At 40.8% G+C, this 22803-nt stretch carries 20 protein-coding genes; 2 read left to right on the forward strand and 18 right to left on the reverse strand.

Translation table 11 applies throughout. From position 1 onward, the window contains the following. Complete coding sequence (locus MLE13_RS08125; protein WP_240749221.1) at positions 1-3837, reverse strand: AAA domain-containing protein; 3837 nt, start codon at positions 3835-3837, stop codon at positions 1-3. Positions 3838-3995: 158 nt separating this feature from the next. Beyond that, positions 3996-4193 carry a hypothetical protein gene (locus tag MLE13_RS08130; protein ID WP_240749222.1) on the reverse strand — a complete coding sequence of 66 codons (198 nt, stop codon included), beginning with the start codon at positions 4191-4193 and terminating at the stop codon, positions 3996-3998. Between the two features lie 13 nt (positions 4194-4206). Here MLE13_RS08130 and MLE13_RS08135 point away from each other — a divergent pair, with 13 nt between their 5' ends. Then, positions 4207-4356, forward strand: a complete 150-nt coding sequence (locus MLE13_RS08135; RefSeq protein ID WP_240749223.1) for a hypothetical protein — start codon at positions 4207-4209, stop codon at positions 4354-4356. A 102-nt stretch (positions 4357-4458) separates the two neighbouring features. Here MLE13_RS08135 and MLE13_RS08140 read toward each other — a convergent pair whose 3' ends face one another. After that, entirely contained in the window at positions 4459-4893 is a 435-nt protein-coding gene (locus MLE13_RS08140) for a hypothetical protein (protein WP_240749224.1), read from the reverse strand. A gap of 563 nt (positions 4894-5456) precedes the next feature. Between MLE13_RS08140 and MLE13_RS08145 the strand changes: the two genes are divergently transcribed. Beyond that, a complete protein-coding gene (locus tag MLE13_RS08145; RefSeq protein ID WP_240749225.1) occupies positions 5457-6089 on the forward strand; it encodes a Pr6Pr family membrane protein in 633 nt (210 codons plus the stop codon). A 318-nt stretch (positions 6090-6407) separates the two neighbouring features. On the opposite strand, the gene MLE13_RS08150 is transcribed toward MLE13_RS08145, so the two are convergent. The 15 genes from MLE13_RS08150 to MLE13_RS08220 form a co-directional block, all read right to left on the reverse strand. Beyond that, positions 6408-8135: a M28 family peptidase gene (locus tag MLE13_RS08150; RefSeq protein WP_240749226.1), complete on the reverse strand. Its 1728-nt coding sequence runs from the start codon at positions 8133-8135 to the stop codon at positions 6408-6410. A gap of 35 nt (positions 8136-8170) precedes the next feature. Then, positions 8171-9439, reverse strand: a complete 1269-nt coding sequence (locus MLE13_RS08155) for a hypothetical protein (protein ID WP_240749227.1) — start codon at positions 9437-9439, stop codon at positions 8171-8173. Between the two features lie 4 nt (positions 9440-9443). Further along, positions 9444-10172: a creatininase family protein gene (locus MLE13_RS08160; RefSeq protein ID WP_240749228.1), complete on the reverse strand. Its 729-nt coding sequence runs from the start codon at positions 10170-10172 to the stop codon at positions 9444-9446. A gap of 18 nt (positions 10173-10190) precedes the next feature. Continuing rightward, positions 10191-11321, reverse strand: coding sequence for a M20 family metallopeptidase (locus tag MLE13_RS08165; protein ID WP_240749229.1), 1131 nt, complete (start codon positions 11319-11321; stop codon positions 10191-10193). A 3-nt stretch (positions 11322-11324) separates the two neighbouring features. After that, a complete protein-coding gene (locus MLE13_RS08170) occupies positions 11325-12710 on the reverse strand; it encodes an amidase (protein WP_240749230.1) in 1386 nt (461 codons plus the stop codon). A 2-nt stretch (positions 12711-12712) separates the two neighbouring features. Further along, positions 12713-13663 (reverse strand): M14 family metallopeptidase, encoded by a 951-nt coding sequence (locus tag MLE13_RS08175; protein WP_240749231.1) that lies wholly within the window; start codon positions 13661-13663, stop codon positions 12713-12715. A gap of 103 nt (positions 13664-13766) precedes the next feature. Next, a complete protein-coding gene (locus tag MLE13_RS08180; protein ID WP_240749232.1) occupies positions 13767-15392 on the reverse strand; it encodes an ABC transporter substrate-binding protein in 1626 nt (541 codons plus the stop codon). Positions 15393-15480: 88 nt separating this feature from the next. Further along, on the reverse strand, positions 15481-16299 hold the full coding sequence (gene nikC, locus MLE13_RS08185; RefSeq protein WP_240749233.1) for a nickel transporter permease: 819 nt from the start codon (positions 16297-16299) through the stop codon (positions 15481-15483). Between the two features lie 15 nt (positions 16300-16314). Continuing rightward, positions 16315-17328: an ABC transporter permease gene (locus MLE13_RS08190; RefSeq protein ID WP_240749234.1), complete on the reverse strand. Its 1014-nt coding sequence runs from the start codon at positions 17326-17328 to the stop codon at positions 16315-16317. A 42-nt stretch (positions 17329-17370) separates the two neighbouring features. Then, positions 17371-18333, reverse strand: coding sequence for an ABC transporter ATP-binding protein (locus MLE13_RS08195; RefSeq protein ID WP_240749235.1), 963 nt, complete (start codon positions 18331-18333; stop codon positions 17371-17373). After that, positions 18281-19297, reverse strand: coding sequence for an ABC transporter ATP-binding protein (locus MLE13_RS08200; RefSeq protein WP_240749236.1), 1017 nt, complete (start codon positions 19295-19297; stop codon positions 18281-18283). Before MLE13_RS08200 ends, MLE13_RS08195 begins: the two co-directional genes overlap by 53 nt. Before the next feature lie 14 nt (positions 19298-19311). Then, positions 19312-19971, reverse strand: coding sequence for a GntR family transcriptional regulator (locus MLE13_RS08205; protein WP_240749237.1), 660 nt, complete (start codon positions 19969-19971; stop codon positions 19312-19314). Between the two features lie 11 nt (positions 19972-19982). Next, positions 19983-21035: a ketopantoate reductase family protein gene (locus MLE13_RS08210; protein ID WP_240749238.1), complete on the reverse strand. Its 1053-nt coding sequence runs from the start codon at positions 21033-21035 to the stop codon at positions 19983-19985. Positions 21036-21047: 12 nt separating this feature from the next. Further along, entirely contained in the window at positions 21048-21860 is an 813-nt protein-coding gene (locus MLE13_RS08215; protein ID WP_240749239.1) for an SDR family NAD(P)-dependent oxidoreductase, read from the reverse strand. A 470-nt stretch (positions 21861-22330) separates the two neighbouring features. Beyond that, positions 22331-22696 carry a helix-turn-helix domain-containing protein gene (locus MLE13_RS08220; RefSeq protein ID WP_240749240.1) on the reverse strand — a complete coding sequence of 122 codons (366 nt, stop codon included), beginning with the start codon at positions 22694-22696 and terminating at the stop codon, positions 22331-22333. Positions 22697-22803: the final 107 nt, after the last annotated feature.

The following is a 22803-nucleotide window of genomic DNA, read 5'->3' on the forward strand; positions in this document are numbered from 1 at the left end:
TCACCCTTTACTGTTTTCTAATGCTTTCAAGCCGTTTTTCTTTTTCACAACTTCTACTACATGCTTGTACATTTTGCGTGTTTCCGCCTGTTTCGCTTGTTTGGTGAACATGTCTGAACTGCCGACAAGCACCAACAACTCTTTTGCACGCGATAACGCTACGTTTAAGCGGCGGTAGTCTTTCGCAAAACCGATATCGCCATGTTTGTTTTGGTTATTGCGCACCATGCTCAGTATGATAATATCGCGTTCGCTTCCTTGGAAGCGGTCAACCGTTCCTGTTCGAACCGTCAAATGTGGCAAGCGCAATTCTTGATCGAGCATGCGTTGAAGTCGCTTGACTTGTTCGCCGTAAAAGCTAATAACACCAATGCTTTTTTGCTCATCTGAAGCAATTCGCCCTGCTCGTTTTGCTTCAGCTGTCGCATCATTTAACTCGACCAATAAAGTACGAATTTCTTGAAGTTCAGTTGCGTTGTATAAGCTTTTTCCGCCGCTCATGCGTTCTTCAAAATAAGCTGGTTCATTTGGCAAATCAAGCCACATCAAGTGATTGTCTCGTTTTACAATCGGTGATTCTAATAAATGATCGCGCTCTCTATCCGAGTCCACAATGCCACATTGCAATTGGTCGTTTTCCAACCGGTAAAACGGTGAAATAGTTTCCATAATGTCTTCATGCATGCGGTATTGAATAGCTAGCATGGTTTTATTGGCAGCTGGCAAGTTTTTATACAAGCGCTCAAATAGCGACTCTTCTAATAGCTTTTCAAGTTCTTTCTTTTCTTCAAAGCCATTATCTTCGGCAATCATTTCTTGAAGTGTTTCTTCTAATGTGTCGTTGCCGAGAAGTGGTGGCAGTTGATGATGATCACCTACCAGAATGACTTTCTGCCCTTTTAACATTGGCAATAATAGTTCTGGTGGTGTAGCTTTTGACACTTCGTCAATAATGACCACATCAAACTCTGGGTAGTTGTCGATAAAATCTTTGCGCGCTGAAGCCACACATGTTGTCCCAATAACATTGGCGTGTTTAATATACAATTTGCGAATTTCATCCAAATCGTGCTCGTTTGCAGTCTCCAATAAATCCAACCATTTTTTCTGTATGGATTGTAATAAAGGCAAGTTCTTCATTTCTTGTTTAAGCGATTCTTTAGTAAACGATAAACTAGCCAATTGTTTCGTCGTTTCCTCTAATTGATGCTCAGGATTTGAAGTTAAAATCTCTGCTAAAGCTGAAAGTTGTTGTTCATAATTCGCTATCGCCAGTTCAACTTGTCCGATTTCAGCTTCTACTTTAGCCCATTGAGTAATAATAGATTCGAACAACGCACGTTTTTGTTTGAGTTTAACTTGCTGATCCGCTATGCGCTGCTTGGTTTGGTCAAACAAAGCTTTGTCTTTTTGAAGCTTTTCAAGTTGCCCTTTAGACTCGCGAATCGCATCGTTAATGTCAGCCGGTAGATCAGCTGCATTTGGCAATTGCCGGTAGCGCATTTCGAGTGGTGCCATATCTTCTTGTTGTTTTTCTTGTTTTTCTAACCATTTTGCGTCCCAAACCCGATACTGCTCTTGCTGTTTAACAAGTTCCTCACACAAAGTTTTCTTTAAGTCGCTAAAAGCGCGTTTCGACTCTGCAATATACACATCGACCGCTTTAAACTTCGCGCCTCTTCTCCATAAATCATTTTGTCTTCTATATAAGCCAATCAGCCCTTTTTGCAAAACGATTGGATTGCTCCGCTGTTCACCTTTTAATATCGCTCTCAACTTCTCTAAATATTCGTCAATTTCTGCAGAGCTATACGCTTCTGCTTTTAACAAGGCTAGCTCTTTTAAATTGGCAACCGAAATATCAACAGAAGTCAGCAGTTTTTCAATATACAAAATTGCTGGAGAAACACGCTCGTTGTATTCGTTGAGTTTGGTCCAGTCTGCCATGTTTTCACGATTGGCTTCTAGTCGGTTGATCAAATACGTAATCGATGCCGTTTCTTCAACGCGTTCTTCTTTTATCACGTCCAACAAGCCATCGATTTTTTTGATGCTGTCCATATTAGCAACCGCTATTTTTTTCTGTTCCATAATATCCGCCATTTGATCACGTTTTTCTGTGATGGCTTCTAGTTCTTGTCTTTTCACTTCTAAATCTTGCTCTAATCGTTCTCGTCCAAGCGCACGCTGAAGCTGTTGAATCGCACCTTGAATTTTCTGTTCTTGCACGAGCCACTCGGTGCCTCTTGCTTCTTCGATAAAGACAGCATCTTGTTGAAGTGCATTTTCAAGTGTTTCGATTTCTTTTTCTATTGCTTGTTTTTCTTGTTCCACTTTATCGTGCTCACGCTTTAATGCAGATCGTTTTGCTCGTTCTTGTTCGAGCTGTTTTTGAATCACTTGTTGTGTTTTTACTGCTCTTTTTTTCTCTTCTACTGCAATTACCAAACTTTCGTATACCGGCTGAAGTTTTTCTGTAGCTTGTTCATTATGTGTTAGTTCTTTTTTTAATTCGGGTTCGCGTTTTTCGCGCATTTCGTATTGTGCCGATACTTCTGCTAACGTATGGTCTTTCCAATATTGGCCAACATTTTCTTCGATAAACTTCTTACCTTCTTCTTCGATGCTTTCCGTGCGGCCCACCCGTAAAATCCGAATGTCTTTATTGGCAAGCAAACGTCCAAGTGCATTATCGACGGCCAAATTTGACTGTGAAGCAACCAGTGTTCGCAATCCTTTTTTGGCGTTTTGCAGACAGATTTCCGAAATAACTGTGGTTTTCCCTGTACCTGGTGGTCCTTGTATCACATATAAATCCTCTGCTGCTATCGCACCTGACACCGCTTTTTGCTGAAACTCGTTTAGTCGGTTATGAAAAGATAATTTTTCTAATGGCTGAAGCGGCTTAACGGGAGGTTTTTCTTCAAATAAAAGCCGGTCCAGATTCGGGTTTACAGCAAGTCCTTTTTCCAAGTTAGCAAACCCTTGACGAAGCCGTCTTATTTGGCTTAAAGCCGCAAAATTACTAAAGACCACTTCTTTTTTATCGAGTGACAAGCCGTTTTCACGAAGCTGCTTGACCATATAGTTTTGGAGTTCTATTTCTACCGTTCGGTTTGCCGCATTAATAACGGTGCCAACGTCTCCAGAAACTCCAGTCAATCGCACCGTTAAGTTTTTTAACGATTTCCATTCTGTATCTTTTAGCTGGCAGCCTTTTAATGTGATGCGACTGAAATCATGGCTAAACGACAAACTCGAATAAGCGGTTTTGATGTCTGGAATATCCATACCGCGTTCTTGAATTTTCAAATAGCCTTCCCAACTGCCAATCCGTTTTTTCACGTAATCGGAACTTTCTTTAGCAGGTGTCATCCGGTTAATCATATTAATCAATGAAATTGATGCCGCTTCACGTGACCGATCAAACAGCATATATTCTTCGCGCTGCCAGTTTGTGCCGAGCGCTTGATAGGATTTTCGCTGTGTTAAATTTGTGATCAACAAATTGTGATTCGTAAAAACACCGTGTAAAACAAACGATGCTTCCGCTTCCTTTCCCGTTAACCACACATTTTCCGACTTGTCCAAAATCAGCGCAACCGAAAGCTCGCCATCCGCATTAGAAGGATAACGTTCGATAAACACCTTAAACGCTTTGTCCGCAACAAAAAATGAGCGTTCGCTGATGCCGAACACGCCCATTTTTTCCATTGCCGTCTTGGTTAGTCGTACCGATGTTTTATATGTCGCTGAATGTTGTTTACTCATGTAATCACCTGTTCTTTGGAGCTGAAGAAATTTCAAACCGATGCTTTTCACCTGATCTGTTTTCATCTAATCATATCATCGATTTGAAGATATGGGGTTTTAAAGTTGTGAAATTTACAGGAAAGACTTTTGTTTATAGATGCTGAATTTTTAAAGCGAATAAAAACGTCGCTGAAGGATGATTTTCCAGGAGCGACGCCAATAGGTTAAAGGATAATAAGATATTAAATTTTAAATTTATGACTCACTTCCCCGCCCCATTTCAATTCAACACTTTCATCTTTTAACTCATACAAACTGATTAAAATCTCATCCATATTACCGGCACGAATTTGATGATAGAATGAATTCACAGAAATTAAAATCGGAATATTCGATACAAAAATAGTGATGTCAGTCGCATTTGATTCTGAAGATCCCATATTTTCCAATGCAATGATTCAAACGTGGTATTTAGAAACTGTTTCAGAAGGAACGCGTGTTACGCTTATTTGCGAAAACGTTCCTAAAGGCATACGTAAAGAAGACCATGATATAGGATTAAATTCTACGCTTGAAAATCTTGCTCGGTTTATTGAACGGTGAAGCAACTTCATTTATTGCTATTAAAAAGCCGTTTTTATGGATTAGAGATCCATAAAAACGGCTTTTGTGTTATTCGTATCTCGCACGAACAACATCTCTAACTTATCGTTGAATGTCACACGTGTTGGGCGAAACTTTTCTAAGGACCTCGCCGTTACTTTCAAACGTCATAACATTCATAATCGCAAATGCTCCTGATGGTAAGTTCTTAAATGTGACCGAATCGAAATTTTCTTGTGTTTCAGTGTCGAACCATCCACCATGCTTCCCATCCTCAATTCCATGAGGAGTTACATTGGCAAAAGCAGAAGGCATGTCGAACTTGTTCCAGATGTGAAAGCGTACACCGTCCCAGTGATAAAGTACAGGTGTCCACGTAACCACATCCATCTCTGTATCCGACATCGATGTTATATGTTTTGGCGGATATGCTTTCACGACATATTGACCTAGATCATCGTTGTATTCACATGCAATTTCGTGCATGGAATAATCAGAAGAATGGTCTTTTGAAGCTTGGGCCAAAACTGTTGACATTGAAACACTTCCGATGACAATGGACGACAACAGCAGAAAAAAGAGACTTTTTCTGATGCGCTTCATTCGTTTTCACCTTCCTGAATATATTTTTCCTCAGAGGGCAAATAGACAGGATGGTTGAAAAAATGGAGCGAACATGGCAGTCCTCCTTCCTTGGGCTTGGCGGGCAATGAACAGACAAACAGAATTCACTGGATGCAGTATCTGGATGTTGGAACTGGTGTCTTGTTTGCCGCCAGAGGAATGTTTATGTGTATGGAACACTAAAAGGATTGACTATTTTCTGAAAAAAAATCAATTTTATTCTAAGTTTATTAGTATGTATCCATTTTCAATAAAATTATTATATACCATTTATATGGCAATGTCAAATTATTATCTAAATTTTCTGAATTAATCAAATTATTATCTTTTTATGTAGAAACTCGCCGAGAATAGGAAGTTAATTTTACAGATTTATTTAATTTGAACTTTTTATATGCTCTTATCAAATAAAATATTGCGCTAAACTTTTGGGCTCTATATACTTTATTAAATGGATATTTTAAGGAGCTGAACTGATGGAAAATCTATTTCGAGGAAGTCGTTTCATATTGGGCATTATGGGCTTGATTGCGATTATTGTTCAAATGACACATGGATTACGCTATAACGGTCTAATCCTCAGTAATTTTTTTAGCTTCTTCACAATTCAAAGTAATATTTTAATTGTAGCCGTGTTAGTAATCGGGGCTATCGTCTCAACTAAACAATTTTATTCTCCACAATTCCAATTAGTTCGAGGGGCAGTAACAACTTACATCATGACAACAGGAATCGTTTATTTTCTATTCCTGCGTGGCATGGAAGCGGAACTCCAAACGACCATTCCATGGGTAAATTTTATTTTGCATACACTACTGCCTTTGTATGCATTATTTGATTGGCTATCGGCCCCTTCACGAAACCTTATTTCTTTTCGACGCATGTGGTTATGGATTCTCTATCCACTCGCTTACTTAGTTTACACGTTAGTTCGTGGTCCGCTGGTGGATTGGTATCCGTATCCATTTTTAGATCCACGAATTAGTGGGTATGGCCAAGTACTCATCAGCTCAATTTTTATAACTATACTTATTCTCCTTTGTTCCTTAATCGTTATAGGAAGTCGAAAACTGCGTTCATCATCTGCTGCACCTGCTGAAGTCGAATAAAATAGAGTGCTCTATTTAATGAAAGCCCTATTGCCTCCTCATTTTCGGGAGACAGTAGGGCTTTTAATTGTTCGTACCAAGAGGCTTTATAATAGATTCAATTCTACGAATGGATTAAAGCTTTACATACCCTGTCCAAAGAGAGCATTTATTGATAGGAATTCATCTCACTTAACATATAAAATGAAACCAAGGAGTGATTGAGAATAGAAGGAAGTGCCTATCATCTATTTGAACACACATGAAAAAGACAGCAAAGGAATTGTGGTCCCGTTAAACTTAGTATTTCTCCTTTAGTATACTTATTCTAGCTTTTTATTAAATGAGACCTTGTGCAATTCGACAAGCTTTTAACAAACTATACTCCACTTTGTTCAGTCGTCTTTTTAAAAATGTTTGCCATTCCAACTCTTGACCGCTCCCCTTTTCCGTTAACGCAAGCAAACTTACGTCCTTCAACAGTGGAAGAATAGGCTGGTTCATCGCTAAATCTTGATCGAATTTGTCTCCACTCACATAATTAAGTGGAATAAGCTCATGAGAAATCGCAAGCATTGAGTCGTTGAATATTTTGGCAGAACTGTCACTCCAGTTTTTGTTGCGAATAGTTGCATTGAGTCGAACGCCTAAACCCTCGAGCAATGCAGCCCGTTCAATCGCTAAGGTCAAGTCCAGTCGATCACCTGCAATAATTTGGTAGTTTTCCAAAGCCTCCCCGATTTCACGTGCGCCGGCCGCATGATTTAAAGGCAAGACTTTCCTCGTACAGGCGTCATGGATTACTGACACATAAATTTGGCAGTCACGCCGCAGATTAATGGGATCAAGTTTGTCGAGAGTATCTTCAGTCGTGTGCCACCACCATCCAAAGCCCCCGGATTTGATGCCTCCGAACAGCCGGACGAGTGTCTCCGAAGCCACATCGTCACTTAAAGGCTGTTCCGACATTCCCATGAATAGTGCCGGTACGCCTGTTCCCCAGAATGATTGATCACCGCCTCTGCCAAAGCGCTTGCCGATAAAGTCTTCTCCCGTCAGCGCTTTGACGAACGAACCCCCATAATCCTTGGTTTCCACCATACAATTGCTTTCGCCAAGAATCACAGCACCTTTCCCACCAAGCGAGTCGGCGTATACATGCAACAAACAATTTTCATGTAAGTCTTCCCAATGCATGTCATTATAGTAGGTAGATCCGGAATACCGGCCATGTGAATGTCCCGACCAAAAAGCAAGTCTTAGCGTACGGCGAAGAGGTATCTCATATTCTGATAGCACCCTTGCAACTTCAAGCATCGTCGCATTGGCGCTTCCGTTATCCATAGCCCCATAATGCCAAGAGTCAATATGTCCACTAAACAAAATAAACTTCTCCGGCTCCGTTATCCCTTTAAAGTCCGCAATCAGTGTCGGGATTTTTCGCCATCCGGTATCGACAATTGTTTTCAGCCAGACTTTGACCGGTTCCATGGAATGCTCCAATTGATCAAGTAAAATACTCCCTTCATTTTCCGTGATTGATAGTACAGGAATTTTTGGGAACTCTTTTTTCGTTTCTGGCGTTGGATTGCCCCATACACGCGATACTGTCATTTCATGGGTGATTGAACCATTAATAAAAATAGCTGCAAGACTCCCGGCTTTTTCTAAAATTTCAACTGCTCCAGGCGTAGCAATACCATCTGTCAAAACAATTTTCCCTGCGGCCTCCAAAGTAGATCTTAAAGATTTTATGTAGACCAAATCTCCTTGTAAACCTTGAGTACCGGTTGTAACCGACATCGAGTGAGTGATACATGGCAGACTAGTGCTACCTACTTTCAGTTCAGCGGATACCGGTAAACTAATAAATCCATCCTGGAATGTCAATTTAGTTTCTGCCCCAAAATTATCGAGCACGTTTTTAGCGTATTCGAAGGCTCTCAACTCTTCCGCCGAGCCCGATAGTCGTATTTCTTTTGAAATCTCCGCAGTGTGTGCCATCAGTTGGTCAGCAGAAACAGCGTCAAGCAAGTTTTTTTGAATTTCATTGAAATCTGTAATCATACAAACACTCCTTTTTTTGAGCAATACGCCTCTAATTAAATTAAAAAATCTTCTTTTAGCGTCTTTACTTGCTCAAAGGGCTGAAATTTTTCACCAATCATTGCACTGACTGCATCGATGAAGGTATTGGTTGTATGGGGTGTATCATAAAGAGTTTCAAAAAACTCTGACCGTTGCTGTTTTGGAACGGAATCGTAGGCTTTGCCGACCATCCAACGTCCATAATAATAGGAAGGATAATACGTTTTTTGAATAGGATCGGAAAAGAAACGATAGCAATTATTCGCTTCTATTTCCCCAAGTAACCCTTCCTGCATCATATAAGCAACCGATTCTTCTTTGCTCATTTCCCCTGTATTGAACATGTAACAGGCATTTGTCATGGCCATGCGCTGCATATCAATCCAGTCACGTGCCAGTTTGTACTGCTCTTTTTGTTTAGAAGATACTTTTTCTGTCTCTTCTTCGTCCCGATCCCAGCCTAAGAAGTGAAGCGCACTCTCTGGTCCACCTTCAAATAGGGCATTGGTCGGTGAATTGATGAGGTAATAGGATGCTTCAAGTGGCAATTTCTCTTGCTGAAAAAGATAATCCCATCGACAGTAAAATGCTTGATGGCCTGGATAACCCTCATGTGTCATAATTTGCGCAAGTACTGGTTCCGTCCATGGTCTATCAATGTTGAACGTCAAGTTCCCTCGGAAATCACCGGTGTATTTAGAATAGCCGCTCCAAAATACGCCGCGAGTGGCCTTGATATAATCGATGCCATCCTGTTTTGGAAGCTCAATGATGCGTTTTAATGTACCAATCTTACTTTTTTCTTTCATTGATTCTGCAACCTCTATCACTTTGTCCGGTGGTATCAATGTATCGTTTAGCCAACTCTCCGCTTTTTCTCTCAAGTTTCCTCTATAGCCAAGATTAGTCAAACCTTGTTCCACGAGTTCCCTATGCTCTTTCATCGTTTCTTCTGGAATGAGCGTGGCAGGCAATTCTTGAATATTTGCGATATATTCAGCGTATGGCAAATCGTCGCCTTGTAGACTGCGCACGAAATATCCATAAGAGTTGAGCATTGAGCGGAGATACCTTCCTGGATGGCCTTCAAGTCCCTTGATTTCTTTTTCTACTTCCTCAACTTTTCGTCCGATGGCATCTAAATTAGCAATCGATGGTTTGATTTTGCTATAGCTTGCCGTTGCTACTTCTGTTCCATGCATCGACTTAGCCTGTTCATTTAAACTTAAGACGATATCAACGATCGCATCGCCTACCGGTTGTGGAGTCCAACGTAAAGTCATTCCCTTATCCCCTTTCTAGTTTCTGTTCAATTTCCCATAGTGTGTCGATATCTTGAAGCACCAAGTCCAGCATCATGCTATACAACCGTTCGCCTTTTTCAGCCGTTGCTTCTTCTGCATTACCTGAGAAGGCTTCTGGATATAAGGTAGCGCCACCATTCTTAAAACGAAATCGCTTCGCTAGAGGGATTTCATGGCTGCCTACTCCTTCAGTGAAAGCATACTTTTCGTTAATCGCTAGTACGAGTGAAGTTTCGTCTTCACCGGCATGTCCCGGATTCAGTGCAATCTTTTTAATGTCTTCTCGGTAATCGATGTACCAGTTGATTGTCAGTGTTCGCACACCGATGTCTGCAAGCTTTTCCGTCACAATATCGAGGCTCGAAATATTGCCTCCATGACCGTTAAATAAAATGATATTCTCAAACCCATTTTGATAAAAGCCTTTGCAAATTTCAAATACATAATTGCCGAATGCATTCGCCGAAATATCAATAGTCCCAGGAAATGGTGCGAGTCCCCAAGAGTGACCGTATGACACTTCGGGCGCCATCAAAATCCGATTGCCTCTTTCTTTTTCCAAACGACGGACAAACTCACGTGGGATTAATACATCCGTTCCGAGTGCGCAATGTGGTCCGTGTGCCTCGATCATACCGATCGGTAACAGCACAGTGTTCACTGTTTTCTGCATTTCTTTGAAATCTTTTAAGTTTATTGTCATCATATCCATGAATCGTATTTCCTCCTTTCAAGTCAACTTGCGTTCAAGTAATTCTGCAATCAATGCTGCCCGATATGGCAGATTTTTAAGTAAGACATGCTCATTTACAGCATGGGCACCATCACCCATCGGTCCAAGTCCATCAATCGTTGGAATGCCAAGTGTCGCGGTAAAATTTCCGTCACTAGCCCCTCCAGAACCGCCGTTTTGGAGTACATAACCATGTCCAGCAGCAATTTCTTTGAGCTCGCTAAACAAAGTTAATACTTCTTTGGTCTCCTCCATAGGATAACGATTAATATTGCCCGTAATATCGATGACAGCTCTTGGAATAAAAGATAAACAGCTACGTATAGCAGCATCAAGCATTTGACCTTGCGCTTTTGTCGTGAAGCGTACATCAATCATAGCTTCTGCATGATCAGCTACTACATTCGTTCGTGTACCTCCAGAAATCGTTCCTATATTAATAGAAATTCCCGCTTCGCGATTATCTAATTTTTTAATTTCCTGCAATTGAAGCACAAGTTCATCAATGGCACTGACGCCTTCCCACGGATTAATACCCGCGTGCACCGCTGTACCAGTGACTTCAATTTTGAAAATTCCGATCCCCTTGCGAAAGGTTTTTACAGCCCCAGAATTGGAGATGCTCGATTCAGGCACCAACACAAGTTCGCTTTTTCTTGCTTCTTCCTCAATCAGCGCACGTGAATGCAAACTACCGATTTCTTCATCTGAAGTCACTAAGAAGACAATTTTTTTATTTAAGTCGACACCTGTACTCTTTAACGCTTTCAATGCCCATAATGTAACGGTCAGTCCGCCTTTCATATCAAATACACCAGGTCCATAAAGGATTCCATCTTCTTCGTGCAACGGGATAGCTGCTTGATCCCACACTGTATCGTAATGACCAATAATCAATATTTGTTCCTGTCCGGAGCCTATCGAAAAGCGGTACTGATTGCCAACAGATTCTTTTTCAATTTTTTCTATTTGTCCTCCGACCAGTTCCTCAAACAAATCAGCCAATACTTGACCGCAACGATCGGATAGCAGTTTGTTGCGTGAAGGTGACTCCGCTTCGACCAGACGAATTAATGTTTCTTTCATCTCTCTTTTATGCTGTTCCAAATATCCAAAAATAGTTTGCATCATCTAAACTCCTTTTCTGATTAACGGAGGCAGTTTCATAGTCCTCAGCTGCTCAAGCTGAGAGGCCGCCTGCAAAAGCTCAATATCTTGAAAATGCGGTGCGGTGAGCTGCATTCCGATTGGCAACCCATTCTCAGTGAACCCCATATTGATCGTAACTGCTGGATGTCCTGAAATATTAAATGGTCCTGTAAAAACCATTTCGTTTTCTTCCGTACTGCCGATAACTGGATCCTCAGCGGGTGCTACAAACGCCACCGTTGGCATCAATAAAAGGTCAATCGTTTTAAATACTGACGTTACATCCTGAGTATATTTTCTTGAATTACGCAGACCGTCTAGATAATCGACCGCTTTCTTCTCCATCCCTATTTCAATTTGATGGTAGGTCCTCGCTGCGTAATCTGTTTTTCGATTAAGCCATTGCTTATGAATTTGTGCCGCTTCTGGAAGCAAGACATCCATAATGATATCTTCTGTTCGCTCCCAATCTTGTATGGTGATTTCTTCTATTTCCCAGCCGATTGACTTTACGTGTTTAAGTGTTTTTTCGTAAACGCTACGAACATCCGGCGTAAGACCTGCGAGTTGTCGCTCAGGTAGAATACCGACACGCTTACTGATAGGTACATAGAAGTTTTCAATGTCAACTTCTCTAAGCTTTCCTGAGAGTGAATACGGATCTTCCGGGTCAAATCCTGAAATTGCTTCGAGCACGATTGCAGTATCAAGCGCATTTCGGGCTATAGGGCCTGCATGATCCAGCGACCATGATAGTGGAAAGACGCCGTGCGTACTGACAAGTCCACGTGTCGGTTTTAATCCAACCACGCCACAATAAGAAGCAGGAATTCGAATTGACCCCCCCGTATCAGTACCCAACGAGAAAAAACCGATACCGCTCGCGACTGCTGCTGACGAGCCGCTTGAAGAACCTCCTGAAGTTTTTGAAAGATCCCATGGATTATTTGTCTTGCCAAAATCTGGATGGACAATGCCATAAGCGAATTCCAGCATATTATTCTTACCAATCATCACAGCACCATTTGTTAAGAGCTTATTGACAGCGGTAGCATTAAAGTTCGGCTTGAAATTTTTGAGAATATTTGAAGCGCAGGTAGTCCGAATACCTTTCGTATAAAACAAATCTTTTACAGAAAAAGGAATTCCCATCAGTAAATGAACAGGTTCATGCGTTAAAAAGCATTTTTCCGCTATTTTTGCCTGTTGAAGTGCTTCTTTTTCAGTAAGCGAAATAAAAGCATTTAACTTAGGTTCGATTTTTAGCTGTCGCTCAAAAGTAGCTTTCGCAATTTCAACCGGTGATACTTCAGTTTTCCGGTAAAGCTTAGCGAGTTCTGTAAGCGATATATCCAATAAATGATCCATAGCTACGCCCCCACTGCGAGTAATGGATCATTTTTATTGATAGCAAGTGAACTGACAAGAAAAAGCACAATACCTGATGAATTCGAATATATTTTTCTGATGGTATCACCAAATTCATCTGCCAACTGTCCAAGCAATTGTCCTTCTTCTACTTGATCTCCGATTTCAATTTCTGGATACCAAAGGCATTGCAAATCAGAGCGATACCATTCGAAAACGGTGAGATATGTCGAATCTATATTGGACACATTCCCTTCCAATACACCTAATAATATGAGGATATTCTGCACACCTTCTTGCAACATTTGGGACTGTTCTTTACTGAGGATTCCTTGCTGTCCTGCTTCAGCGATAATTGCTGGAATTCCTTGTTCCGCAGCGCAACTATATGTAGAACCTGGTACCTGTCCATCACTACCAATTACATATTTAATATCAAAACGAGAAGCCATCTCTTTAGAAATTTTAAGAACTCTTTCATTTTCTGTCACATGGTAAATTGTAAAAGGCACTAGCGATTCAATCATGTCGCCTCCATGAAGGTCGATGACATAATCTACTTTTTTAAAAACCATTTCATTAAGCCAGTATGCTAAGCGTTCTGCATCCGTTCCATGTTGGTCTCCCGGAAACATGCGGTTCAGATTTTTTTGATCTTTAGGATGCACATAAATGCTGCGAGCATAAAATGAGGAAGGATTAGCAATTGGGAGGACCACTACTTTTCCTTTCATACGCTTAGGATCTAATAAAGCACCGATTTTCAATGCAGCATCAATAGAGGTGTACTCACAGCCATGAATACCACCCATAACAAGCACAGATGGTCCTTCACGGGAACCGTTAATCAAAAATGTTGGTAGCTTTTCGCCGAGTGTTGGCAGTTCCAAATGTCCTTTTATTTTTTCTCCCCTGGTAGCGAATAAATTGCCGATTCCCCATTTATTGCACATCAATTTCTTCCCCCATTCTGTAGATTTGCTGTACAAGATGATGATGTTCTAGATTCTAAAAAAGAGGGAAGCAACTGTGTCTCCACAGCGGCTCCCATTCCTTTTACTCTTCTTTTGTGATTTTATGGAACGGCACGTACCAAGAATTCATTGGGTTCAGTTCATACCCTTTGACCCATGTGCGCATAGGAGCTTCTAGTTTTGGCTGCGCGACAAAGATATATGGAACTTCTTCAGCCATAATATTCTGGATTTCCATATAATTTTTTTCCCGAAGTGCTTCATCCGTTGAAGTACGAGCTTCTTCTAGCAAGCTATCAACTTTACTATTTTCGTAGAATGCTAGATTAAATCCAGGGCCCTTGCTTGATGAATGAGCAAAATACCAAAGGTTATAGTCTGGATCTGGATAATCTGGCGTCCAAGAGACAAGCCCAAAATCATGTTTCCCACTCGTTACCAAGTCCAGGAAAGTCGGCCATGCATATGTTTTAATATTTAGTGTTACTCCAACTTTTTCAAGGTCAGATTGCAGCAAGAGCGCGGTATTGCTTCGCACTTCGCTATCGTCTGAAATAGCTATTTCAAGCGTCAAGCCGGATTCATGTCCCGCTTCTTTTAATAGCTCTTTCGCTTTATCAAGATCATATTCATAAAGCTTAGCTTCCTCGCTAAATCCAAACATTCCTTTAGGAACTGCTCCACCAATGCGCTCTGCCTGATCTAAGTAAACACTCTCAAGAAGTGCGTCATAATTGATACTATGAGCAATCGCTTGGCGTACTTTCACATCGGCGAGTGCACCTTTTTCTGTGTTCATTGGCATATAGTCAATTTGATAGCCATCCGACTCAACTACTTCTATACCTTCTGTATCCCGCATCTGTCCGAGTACTTCGGGTGAAATGACCGTATTATCGATCAAATCGATTTCTCCTTTTTCTAGCATAAGGCGTGCAGTAGAAGCTTCTGTGATAAATCGAATGTTGACAGTTTCCATCGTCGGCGCTTCTCCCCAATAATCAGGGTTCGCTTTCATCACCATCGTTTCGCCACGATCCCAGCTCTCTAAGACATATGGCCCTGAACCCATTTCCGTTTCAGCAAGAACACTTTCTCCCAGATCATCTCCGTGATCTTCTTCTAGAGCTGGATTGATGATATTCCCAAAAGCTGTTCCCAACGTACTTATAAATGGTGCGAACGGTTCTTTCAGTGTGATTTTTATCGTATAATCATCAATGATTTCAAAACTGTCTTTATCAATAACTTTGCTAAAAATTCCTGCAGCAGATTTCCCAACATCAATAGCTCGAGTAAATGAATACTGCACAGCTTCAGCTGTCACTGGAGAACCATCGTGGAATTTTGCATCTTCAACGAGATGGAATGTATATTCAAGTCCGTTTTCAGAAATATCCCAGCTCTCTGCAAGCATGGGTGTCGGTTCAGTTGATGATCCTTCATATGTTACAAGGCGATCATACATAAGGTAAATGACGCGGAATGTCGTATTTGCCGCTGACCCATGAGGATCGAGTCCCGGAATATCCTGGTTGGTAGCAAAATTGAAGACGTCAGCATCGAAGTTCTCATTTGGTTCTGCAGCTGTTCCTTCTGGTGAATCCGTTCCTTCTGCTTCTTCACTATAATTTTGGCAGCCTGCTAGAACTAACACAGCAATAATGAGGAATAAAAACAATTTTGACCACTGATTTTTGAAATTCACTGTATTTCCTCCTTTAGTTTTGGTATTGATTACCGAAAGCCTATTAACAAACAATCTCTATCCCCCTTTCAATGAGTTAGGCATAGATTTAGCGCTGTTTTGGATCCAGCAAATCATTCAAACCATCTCCAAGTAAGTTAAATCCTAGTACAGTCAATAGAATGGCAATACCAGGGAATGTCGCAGCCCACCAGGCTTCACGCAGTATTTCACGACTATTCGAAAGCATAGCACCCCATTCAGGTGAAGGTGGCTGCGCGCCAAGACCAATAAAACTCAGTCCAGCAGCTGCTAAAATTACAAACCCAAGATCAAGAGATGCTTGGATAGTAGCTGGTGCAATCGAGTTTGGAATGACTTCCTTGAATAGAATCCGGAATGGATTTGCGCCGAGCGCTCGTGAGGCTTCAATGAATTCCGCATGTTTAATTGATAATACTGACGAACGAACAATTCTTGTGTACCAAGGCCACCAAGTAGCGGCAAGCGCCAACATAACATTTTCAATGGACGGCCCAAGTGCAGCTGCTATCGACATTGCTAAAATGATACCTGGAAAAGATAAAAAAATATCCGTGATTCTCATAATCACTTGGTCAATTCGCCCTCCCATATATCCGGCAATTGCACCAAGTATTGTACCTACTGGAAATGCTATCAATACTACTAAGAGACCAATACGTAATGATATTCTCGTACCGTATACGATTCGGCTAAAAATATCCCGTCCGACTTCATCAGTGCCAAAAAAATGCTCAACACTCGGCGCTTCGAGTTTGCTTACCAAATCCACTTCGGTTGGACTGTGAGTAGCAATCACGGGAGCAAATAAAGCAGCGATTAATATACCTAAAACAATGAAGAGCCCGAGCACGGTCAATGGGCTTCTGAAGATTCTTCGTGCCAACTCAACCACTCCTCCCTAGCTATGTTTCAATCTTGGATCAATGAAGAAATATAATGTATCTACAATCAAATTAACAATAATGAACATGACTGCAATCAACATTGTCACACCCATAACAGCTGGAAAATCTAAATAATTGATGGCGTTCACCGCGTACTGACCTAACCCTGGCCAAGAAAAAACAGCTTCCACAAGAATACTGCCCCCAAGAGCATGTCCAAATGCCATACCGAGAAGCGTAATGACTGGCATAATACCGTTACGAAGTGCATGCCCATAGAGCACTCGGTTTTCAGGAGCTCCTTTTGCAAAAGCTGTGCGGATATAATCACTTTGTAATACAGTCAACATACTCGATCTAGTCATTCGAGTTATCATACCGACTGTCACTGCAGCAAGTGTAATTCCTGGCAAAATCAGGTGCATAAAAGCGGAATAAAACACGGACCAGTTCCCTGCTAATAGAGCATCCACGGTGTACATTCCCGTGACATATTCTGGAGGTGACATGCCTCCATCCAATCGCCCAGAACCCGGAAGCACACCGAGCTTCAAGTAAAAGAATAGCAACAATAATAATCCAAGCCAGAACGCCGGCATAGCTACTCCAATCAGGGCGAAAATCCTGGTAAATTGGTCAGCAATCCTATCTTTCCTACTGGCACTGATTACTCCGAAAGGAACTCCGATGATTAAAGTGATGAACATTGCAAACATAGTCAGTTCAATCGTAGCCGGCGAGTATCTCAATAAATCATCTACAACCGGCCGTTGCGAATAAGTGCTTTTCCCAAGATCACCTTGACCAATCCCACTCATATACCTTCCGTACTGCACATATAATGGATCGTTTAATCCCATATCTTCGCGTAACGCTTCAAGCCCATCCGGAGTCGCTTTTGGTCCTAATATCAGACGGGCTGGATCCCCAGGAATTGTGTTGGAAATAGCGAAGGTCAAGATACTGATACCAATCAAAATTGGAATCATTAACAGTAATCGTTTACCGATAAATCGTAACGCGTCCACTGGGCTGTCCCCCTTTAGTAGCTTTTTTGTTAACTTTTCTTTCTAAACATGAATGCAAGCTGCAAAATGACCTGATTCTTTTTCTTCTAGCGGAGGAATGATTTCCCTACATTCTTTTGTAGCCATTGGACAGCGCGTATGGAATGTGCAGCCAGTTGGTGGATTGGATGGACTTGGTAAATCCCCCTCGAGAATAACCCGGTTTTTGACGTGTGTCGGATCTGGAACTGGCAATGCTGATAAAAGCGCTCTCGTATATGGGTGGATAGGTGTATCGTAGACTTTTGCAACATCAGCAATTTCGACTACTTTTCCCAGGTACATAACGGCTACCTTATCTGAAATATGCTGGACCACCGATAAATCATGCGAAATGAACATATAGCTTAAATTCCGTTCCTGTTGGAGATCAAGCATCAAGTTTAATACTTGTGACTGTACCGAGACATCAAGCGCAGAAACTGGTTCATCCGCAATAATCAGCTTTGGGTTCAATGCCATTGCTCGAGCGATGCCAATACGTTGTCGCTGTCCCCCCGAAAACTCATGTGGATAATTGCTCAGTTGTTCTTTGCGAAGCCCAATCTTTCCGGAAAGATCTTCAATTAATTCTTTGCGTTCTATTTTGTTACCTATGTTATGGATAATGAGTGGTGCCTCTAGAATCTGACGCACTGTCCGTCTTGGGTTCAGAGAAGCATAGGGATCCTGAAAAACAATTTGCATCTCTTTACGTAACTCTTTCATCTCTTTTGCAGATACCCCCACGATTTCTTTACCTTTAAATTTAATGCTTCCTTCGGTCGGCTCCACTAACCTCAAAATCGAGCGACCAAGACTTGATTTTCCGCATCCCGATTCACCGACTATGCCGAGTGTCTTTCCTTCTTCAATCGTTAGTGAAACTCCGTCTACAGCTTTAACAACCGTCTTATTACCTGCAAAGCCCTTTTTAGTTGTGAAGTGCTGCTTCAAGTTCGTGACTTCGAGTAGTGGCATTCTCATTACCCTCCTTTTCATCATAAAGCCAGCAAGCTGTTTGATGACTTTTCTGTATTTGAATCATCTCAGGTGTGACACTCCGACAAATTTCCATAACATGTGGGCAACGATCAGCAAACCTACAACCTGTTGGCATACTTCCAGGTGTTGGGACAGTCCCTGGAATCGATCCGAGCTTTTCTTTCCGTCTTCCAAGCTTTGGTATTGATGCTAAAAGTCCTTGAGTATAAGGATGTTTGGGATTTCCAAACAATTCAATAACTGGTGCTTCTTCTACAATTTTCCCAGCATACATAACAATTACTCGATCGCAAACTTCTGCAACAACTCCCATGTCATGGGTAATCATAACGATTCCCATTTCCGTTTCTCGTTTAATTTCATTCATTAATTCTAAAATCTGAGCCTGAACTGTGACATCTAATGCAGTTGTCGGTTCATCGCAAATTAAAAGTTGCGGTTCACAAGCCATCGCGATGGCAATCATTATCCGTTGACGCATTCCACCTGAGAGTTGATGCGGATATTCATCGATTAGTTCTTCAGCTCTTGGCAATCCAACTGCATTTAGAAGTTGCAGAACTCGCTCTCTGCGTTCTTTTTTATTTTTTTTAGTATGCAAAATAAGCGATTCTTCGACTTGGACCCCAACTGTTTGAAGCGGATTAAGCGACGTTAACGGATCTTGGAAAATCATTGACATTTGATTACCTCTGATTTTTTCCAATTTACGTTTTGAGACTTTGGAAATGTTTTTTTGCTGTAAAACCACATCTCCTTCAAGCCGCGCTTTCTCAGGCAAAAGTTGCATTAGCGACAATGCTGTCATGCTTTTTCCACATCCTGACTCCCCAACAATTCCAAGTGTTTCTCCTTGTTCTATATAAAACGAAATATCATCTAGTATTTTCGAGTATTTGCCTGCTCGCTTTAAGGACAACGACATGTGTTTAACTTCCAGTAACATTCTTACACCGCCCTTCAGTCTTTTCTTGATACTCCTTTTGATAAGTCCTTTAGTGCTACCGTGTAATGGTCTGAAAATGCTTTTTTGATTTTTTTCTTATCACCCGTGCGAAGCGCATCAAGTAGAATTCGATGATTATAAACTACTTGCTCCACTCGCATTGGTACTTGGTTAGCGATAGTCAGATACATGACTCCCACTTGCGTGTCCAAATTTTTGTGGATATTAATTAATCGGTTATGTTTCGAAGCTGTGACGATTTTTCCGTGAAATAAAATATCACACTGTACCTGACGTTCAATGTCATGATTTTGCATAGCTTCGGTAAATTCTTCGATATAATTTTCAAGTTCTGATAAGTCTTGACTGGTTAAATGAGGGAGTGCCAGTTGGGCTGCCTCTCCTTCAATCAATGCTCGCAAGGTATATATTTCAAATGCATCCTGATCGGAAAGCGTAGCAACAAATGTACCTTTATTGGTTTCATGCTTAATAAGTCCTTCATTTTGCAGTATTTTTAACGCTTCTCGGATTGGGCCACGCGATATGTTGAATTTTTCAGCCAACTGAACTTGATTAATCCAATCACCCGCCTTCAACTCACCATTCAAAATCATTTTCCGTATAATTTTTGAGACATCGTCTGATAACGTTCTTTGATCGAGGATAATCATCTCTTTCACTCCTATATTCTTCTTATCTTATGAGGCAAAGATTCGTATATTTTCTGCAGTTCATAGAGATTTTGCCAACTCATTTGCCGACTCCCACTCTCAATTTCTTTAATGGCTTTTACAAGAGCTGTTAAAAGCGGCATTGCCACCTTGTGGTTTTTACCAATATCAAGAATAGGTACGAGTTGTGCATCTACTTCCGTCTCACGTTTTCTAATGGCTAAATCGCGCCAAATCCCACTTTTAGTTTTCTTATTTATCGCCATACGCTCGGCTAGTCTACTCAATTGAGCATCTAGTTTTTTATTATCTCGGCCTTCTTTCGGGTATATCAAAGCAGGCTCCCAATCATCAAATCCGAGTGGTATGATTTCTTCTTTATCTGCTACTTCAAGAATTTCGGAACATAATTCCATTAACATTTCGCGAAGATCATGCTTTTCAACAACAGCCGCCATGGTTTCATCTACTAAAGCCGTTGCATAAAGTAAGCCTGCGTAAGACATTTTCCCCCAAAGGAATCCCCAAATATTATCGGTTACCTGTGCTGGTCCCCAAACCTGTAATTTGTTTTTCAAAGCTGTGACTCGTTCAGATACTTGGCCGTCAAGTTCGCCCAAATAAAGTGAGGCCACACCTCCATAAAGAATCTTTCCAGGTTCAAGATAATCTGCAGAGAAATTGACAAAACATCCTATCGTACGTTCTGCACCAACTATTTTTGAAATTTCTCTTTCGCATAAACCATTTTGAAATGAAACCACTTGTGAAGTCGAAGTTAAGAGAGGCAAAAAAGGCGAAAGTGCTTTTTCTGTATGCTGGGCTTTGACACAAAGGAAAACAATATCTAATGATTGATTCTTTTCAATCAGTTGAGTTGGGGTATAAGCAGTACTTTTCACTGTGAATGTTTCGTCAGGTCCTTCAATCGTGAGACCAGCTAAATTAATCTTGTTGACATGATCTTGAGCCGTATCGCAAAAGACTACTTCTTCTCCTGCTCGAGCTAGATAAGTTCCAAGAACTCCTCCTATAGCACCTGCACCGATTATCGTAATAGCCATCACATGTTCCTCCTAGAAAAGTTGTAGCCCACCGTCGGCTGAAATAATTTGACCGCTCACATAACGTGCGAAATCTGAAGCAAAAAAAAGTACAGGATAAGCAATATCTTCTGGAGTGCCAAGTCGTTTTACCGAAATCGAATCAATCAACTGATTCTGCTGTTCTTTAGACATTGCTTCCCACTGTCGCTCCGTCGATGGATTTGATAGGACAAAACCAGGTGCTACATTGTTTACAGTAATGCCGAAGCTACCGAGTTCGCGCGCCATCTGTCGAGTCAATCCAATTTGTCCGGCTTTAGCGCTGGTATAGGCTTGAATGCCGGTAAGACTACTACTTCTTCCAGCACCACTTGAAATATTAACAATACGGCCATATGCTGCTTTTTTCATATGAGGAGCGAATGTACGAATCATGTAGAAAGTTGTCGTCAAATTAATATCGATTACATTCTTCCAATCATCATCTGAAATATTCTCAATCACTTGATGCACTTGTCCTGCAACTCCTCCCGTCACATTAACGAGAATATCTATTTTCCCAGAATTTCTAATCACTTGTTCTCCTAAATCTTTAACAGCTTCAGAGTCAGTAATATCACAAGTATAAAGTGCGATTTCACCAGCGGAACCACTGTCTTTGATTGCCTGTTCTACTTCACTTCTGGTTTCTTCGAGTGCTTCTTTGAGGATGTCAACTGCCACTACGCGTGCACCTCGAACAGCAAATTCTTTACAGATAGCTCGTCCGATACCGTGGGCAGCTCCAGTAATAACTGCAACTCGATTTTCAAAAGTTAACTGTAAACTGTTAACACTTTGCACTTGTCTCACTCCTCTTTCTTGTTTTTTTCAGTATAGTATCAAAAATATTTAATTGCAACAATATTTAGAATTTTTAGTTTAAATATATTTTAACACCTCATTTTATGCTCGTTCTTACAAAATGAAATGAATTGATTATCAATTTACAAGAAAGAAAAAGCGTTGCGATTGGATAAGTATCCAATCGCAACGCTTTAACAAACTTTTATCGGAACTAAGAACTGGCACTTTAAAATGGACAAGCCCAATTTTGATGTTCATTTAAATTCTTCCTAACAGTCTACTGCGTAGCTGCCAAGCAATATGTGCACTTTCCTCAAGATCTTCAAATGCATAGAAAGCTTCCATCATTGTGCTAGATTTCCAAAGCTTTCAACAAGTGAAACAGCATCTTCGCTTTTCTCGAAATCTGGAATGACATAAACGGTGAATCGCTTGTTTCTGTTTGAAAACTTTTGTAGATTATCATATCAATTCAAATTGAATTTCTGCTTTACTCTTTTAACAATGTCAGCTTCTTTACTTTGAATGAATTGATTTCCTAACTGTTTCACCAAGCTATTGATTTCTTTTGTCATTTCTTTTTTCAATTCTTTCTTCATGAGTAATTGATTAATTAATTGACCATCTGCTGCAAATTCTCTACCTACCAACTCATCTAAAGATATGCTATACAAATCAGCCAACTTCACTAGCAACTTTAATGATGGTTCTGTAGTGCCGAGTTCAAATCTTCCATAAATCACTTTAGTAATTTTTAAATGCTCTGCAACGAGCTGATGAGACAACTTATTTTGTAAGCGCAGTGACTTTAAGTTCTCGGTTAATTTTGTCATGAAGTATCCCCTTAAGTTAATTTGATAGTTTAGTTACAAATTCTTTTAAATAATCAATAAGACCCAACTAATGATTCAATAGTATCATATTTTTAATTGCATATTAA

The sequence above is a fragment of the Planococcus halocryophilus genome (genome assembly GCF_022489025.1).
Classification (GTDB): Bacteria; Bacillota; Bacilli; order Bacillales_A; family Planococcaceae; genus Planococcus; species Planococcus halocryophilus_A.

What these genes read in the sequence shown, in the direction of transcription:
- MLE13_RS08125 (WP_240749221.1), bottom strand. Translation starts at nt 3,837, where the DNA reads ATGAAAACAGATCAGGTGAAAAGCATCGGTTTGAAATTTCTTCAGCTC.
- MLE13_RS08130 (WP_240749222.1), bottom strand. Translation starts at nt 4,193, where the DNA reads ATGGGATCTTCAGAATCAAATGCGACTGACATCACTATTTTTGTATCG.
- MLE13_RS08135 (WP_240749223.1), top strand. Translation starts at nt 4,207, where the DNA reads ATGATTCAAACGTGGTATTTAGAAACTGTTTCAGAAGGAACGCGTGTT.
- MLE13_RS08140 (WP_240749224.1), bottom strand. Translation starts at nt 4,893, where the DNA reads ATGTCAACAGTTTTGGCCCAAGCTTCAAAAGACCATTCTTCTGATTAT.
- MLE13_RS08145 (WP_240749225.1), top strand. Translation starts at nt 5,457, where the DNA reads ATGGAAAATCTATTTCGAGGAAGTCGTTTCATATTGGGCATTATGGGC.
- MLE13_RS08150 (WP_240749226.1), bottom strand. Translation starts at nt 8,135, where the DNA reads ATGATTACAGATTTCAATGAAATTCAAAAAAACTTGCTTGACGCTGTT.
- MLE13_RS08155 (WP_240749227.1), bottom strand. Translation starts at nt 9,439, where the DNA reads ATGACTTTACGTTGGACTCCACAACCGGTAGGCGATGCGATCGTTGAT.
- MLE13_RS08160 (WP_240749228.1), bottom strand. Translation starts at nt 10,172, where the DNA reads ATGGATATGATGACAATAAACTTAAAAGATTTCAAAGAAATGCAGAAA.
- MLE13_RS08165 (WP_240749229.1), bottom strand. Translation starts at nt 11,321, where the DNA reads ATGCAAACTATTTTTGGATATTTGGAACAGCATAAAAGAGAGATGAAA.
- MLE13_RS08170 (WP_240749230.1), bottom strand. Translation starts at nt 12,710, where the DNA reads ATGGATCATTTATTGGATATATCGCTTACAGAACTCGCTAAGCTTTAC.
- MLE13_RS08175 (WP_240749231.1), bottom strand. Translation starts at nt 13,663, where the DNA reads ATGTGCAATAAATGGGGAATCGGCAATTTATTCGCTACCAGGGGAGAA.
- MLE13_RS08195 (WP_240749235.1), bottom strand. Translation starts at nt 18,333, where the DNA reads ATGAGAATGCCACTACTCGAAGTCACGAACTTGAAGCAGCACTTCACA.
- MLE13_RS08200 (WP_240749236.1), bottom strand. Translation starts at nt 19,297, where the DNA reads ATGTTACTGGAAGTTAAACACATGTCGTTGTCCTTAAAGCGAGCAGGC.
- MLE13_RS08205 (WP_240749237.1), bottom strand. Translation starts at nt 19,971, where the DNA reads ATGATTATCCTCGATCAAAGAACGTTATCAGACGATGTCTCAAAAATT.
- MLE13_RS08210 (WP_240749238.1), bottom strand. Translation starts at nt 21,035, where the DNA reads ATGGCTATTACGATAATCGGTGCAGGTGCTATAGGAGGAGTTCTTGGA.
- MLE13_RS08220 (WP_240749240.1), bottom strand. Translation starts at nt 22,696, where the DNA reads ATGACAAAATTAACCGAGAACTTAAAGTCACTGCGCTTACAAAATAAG.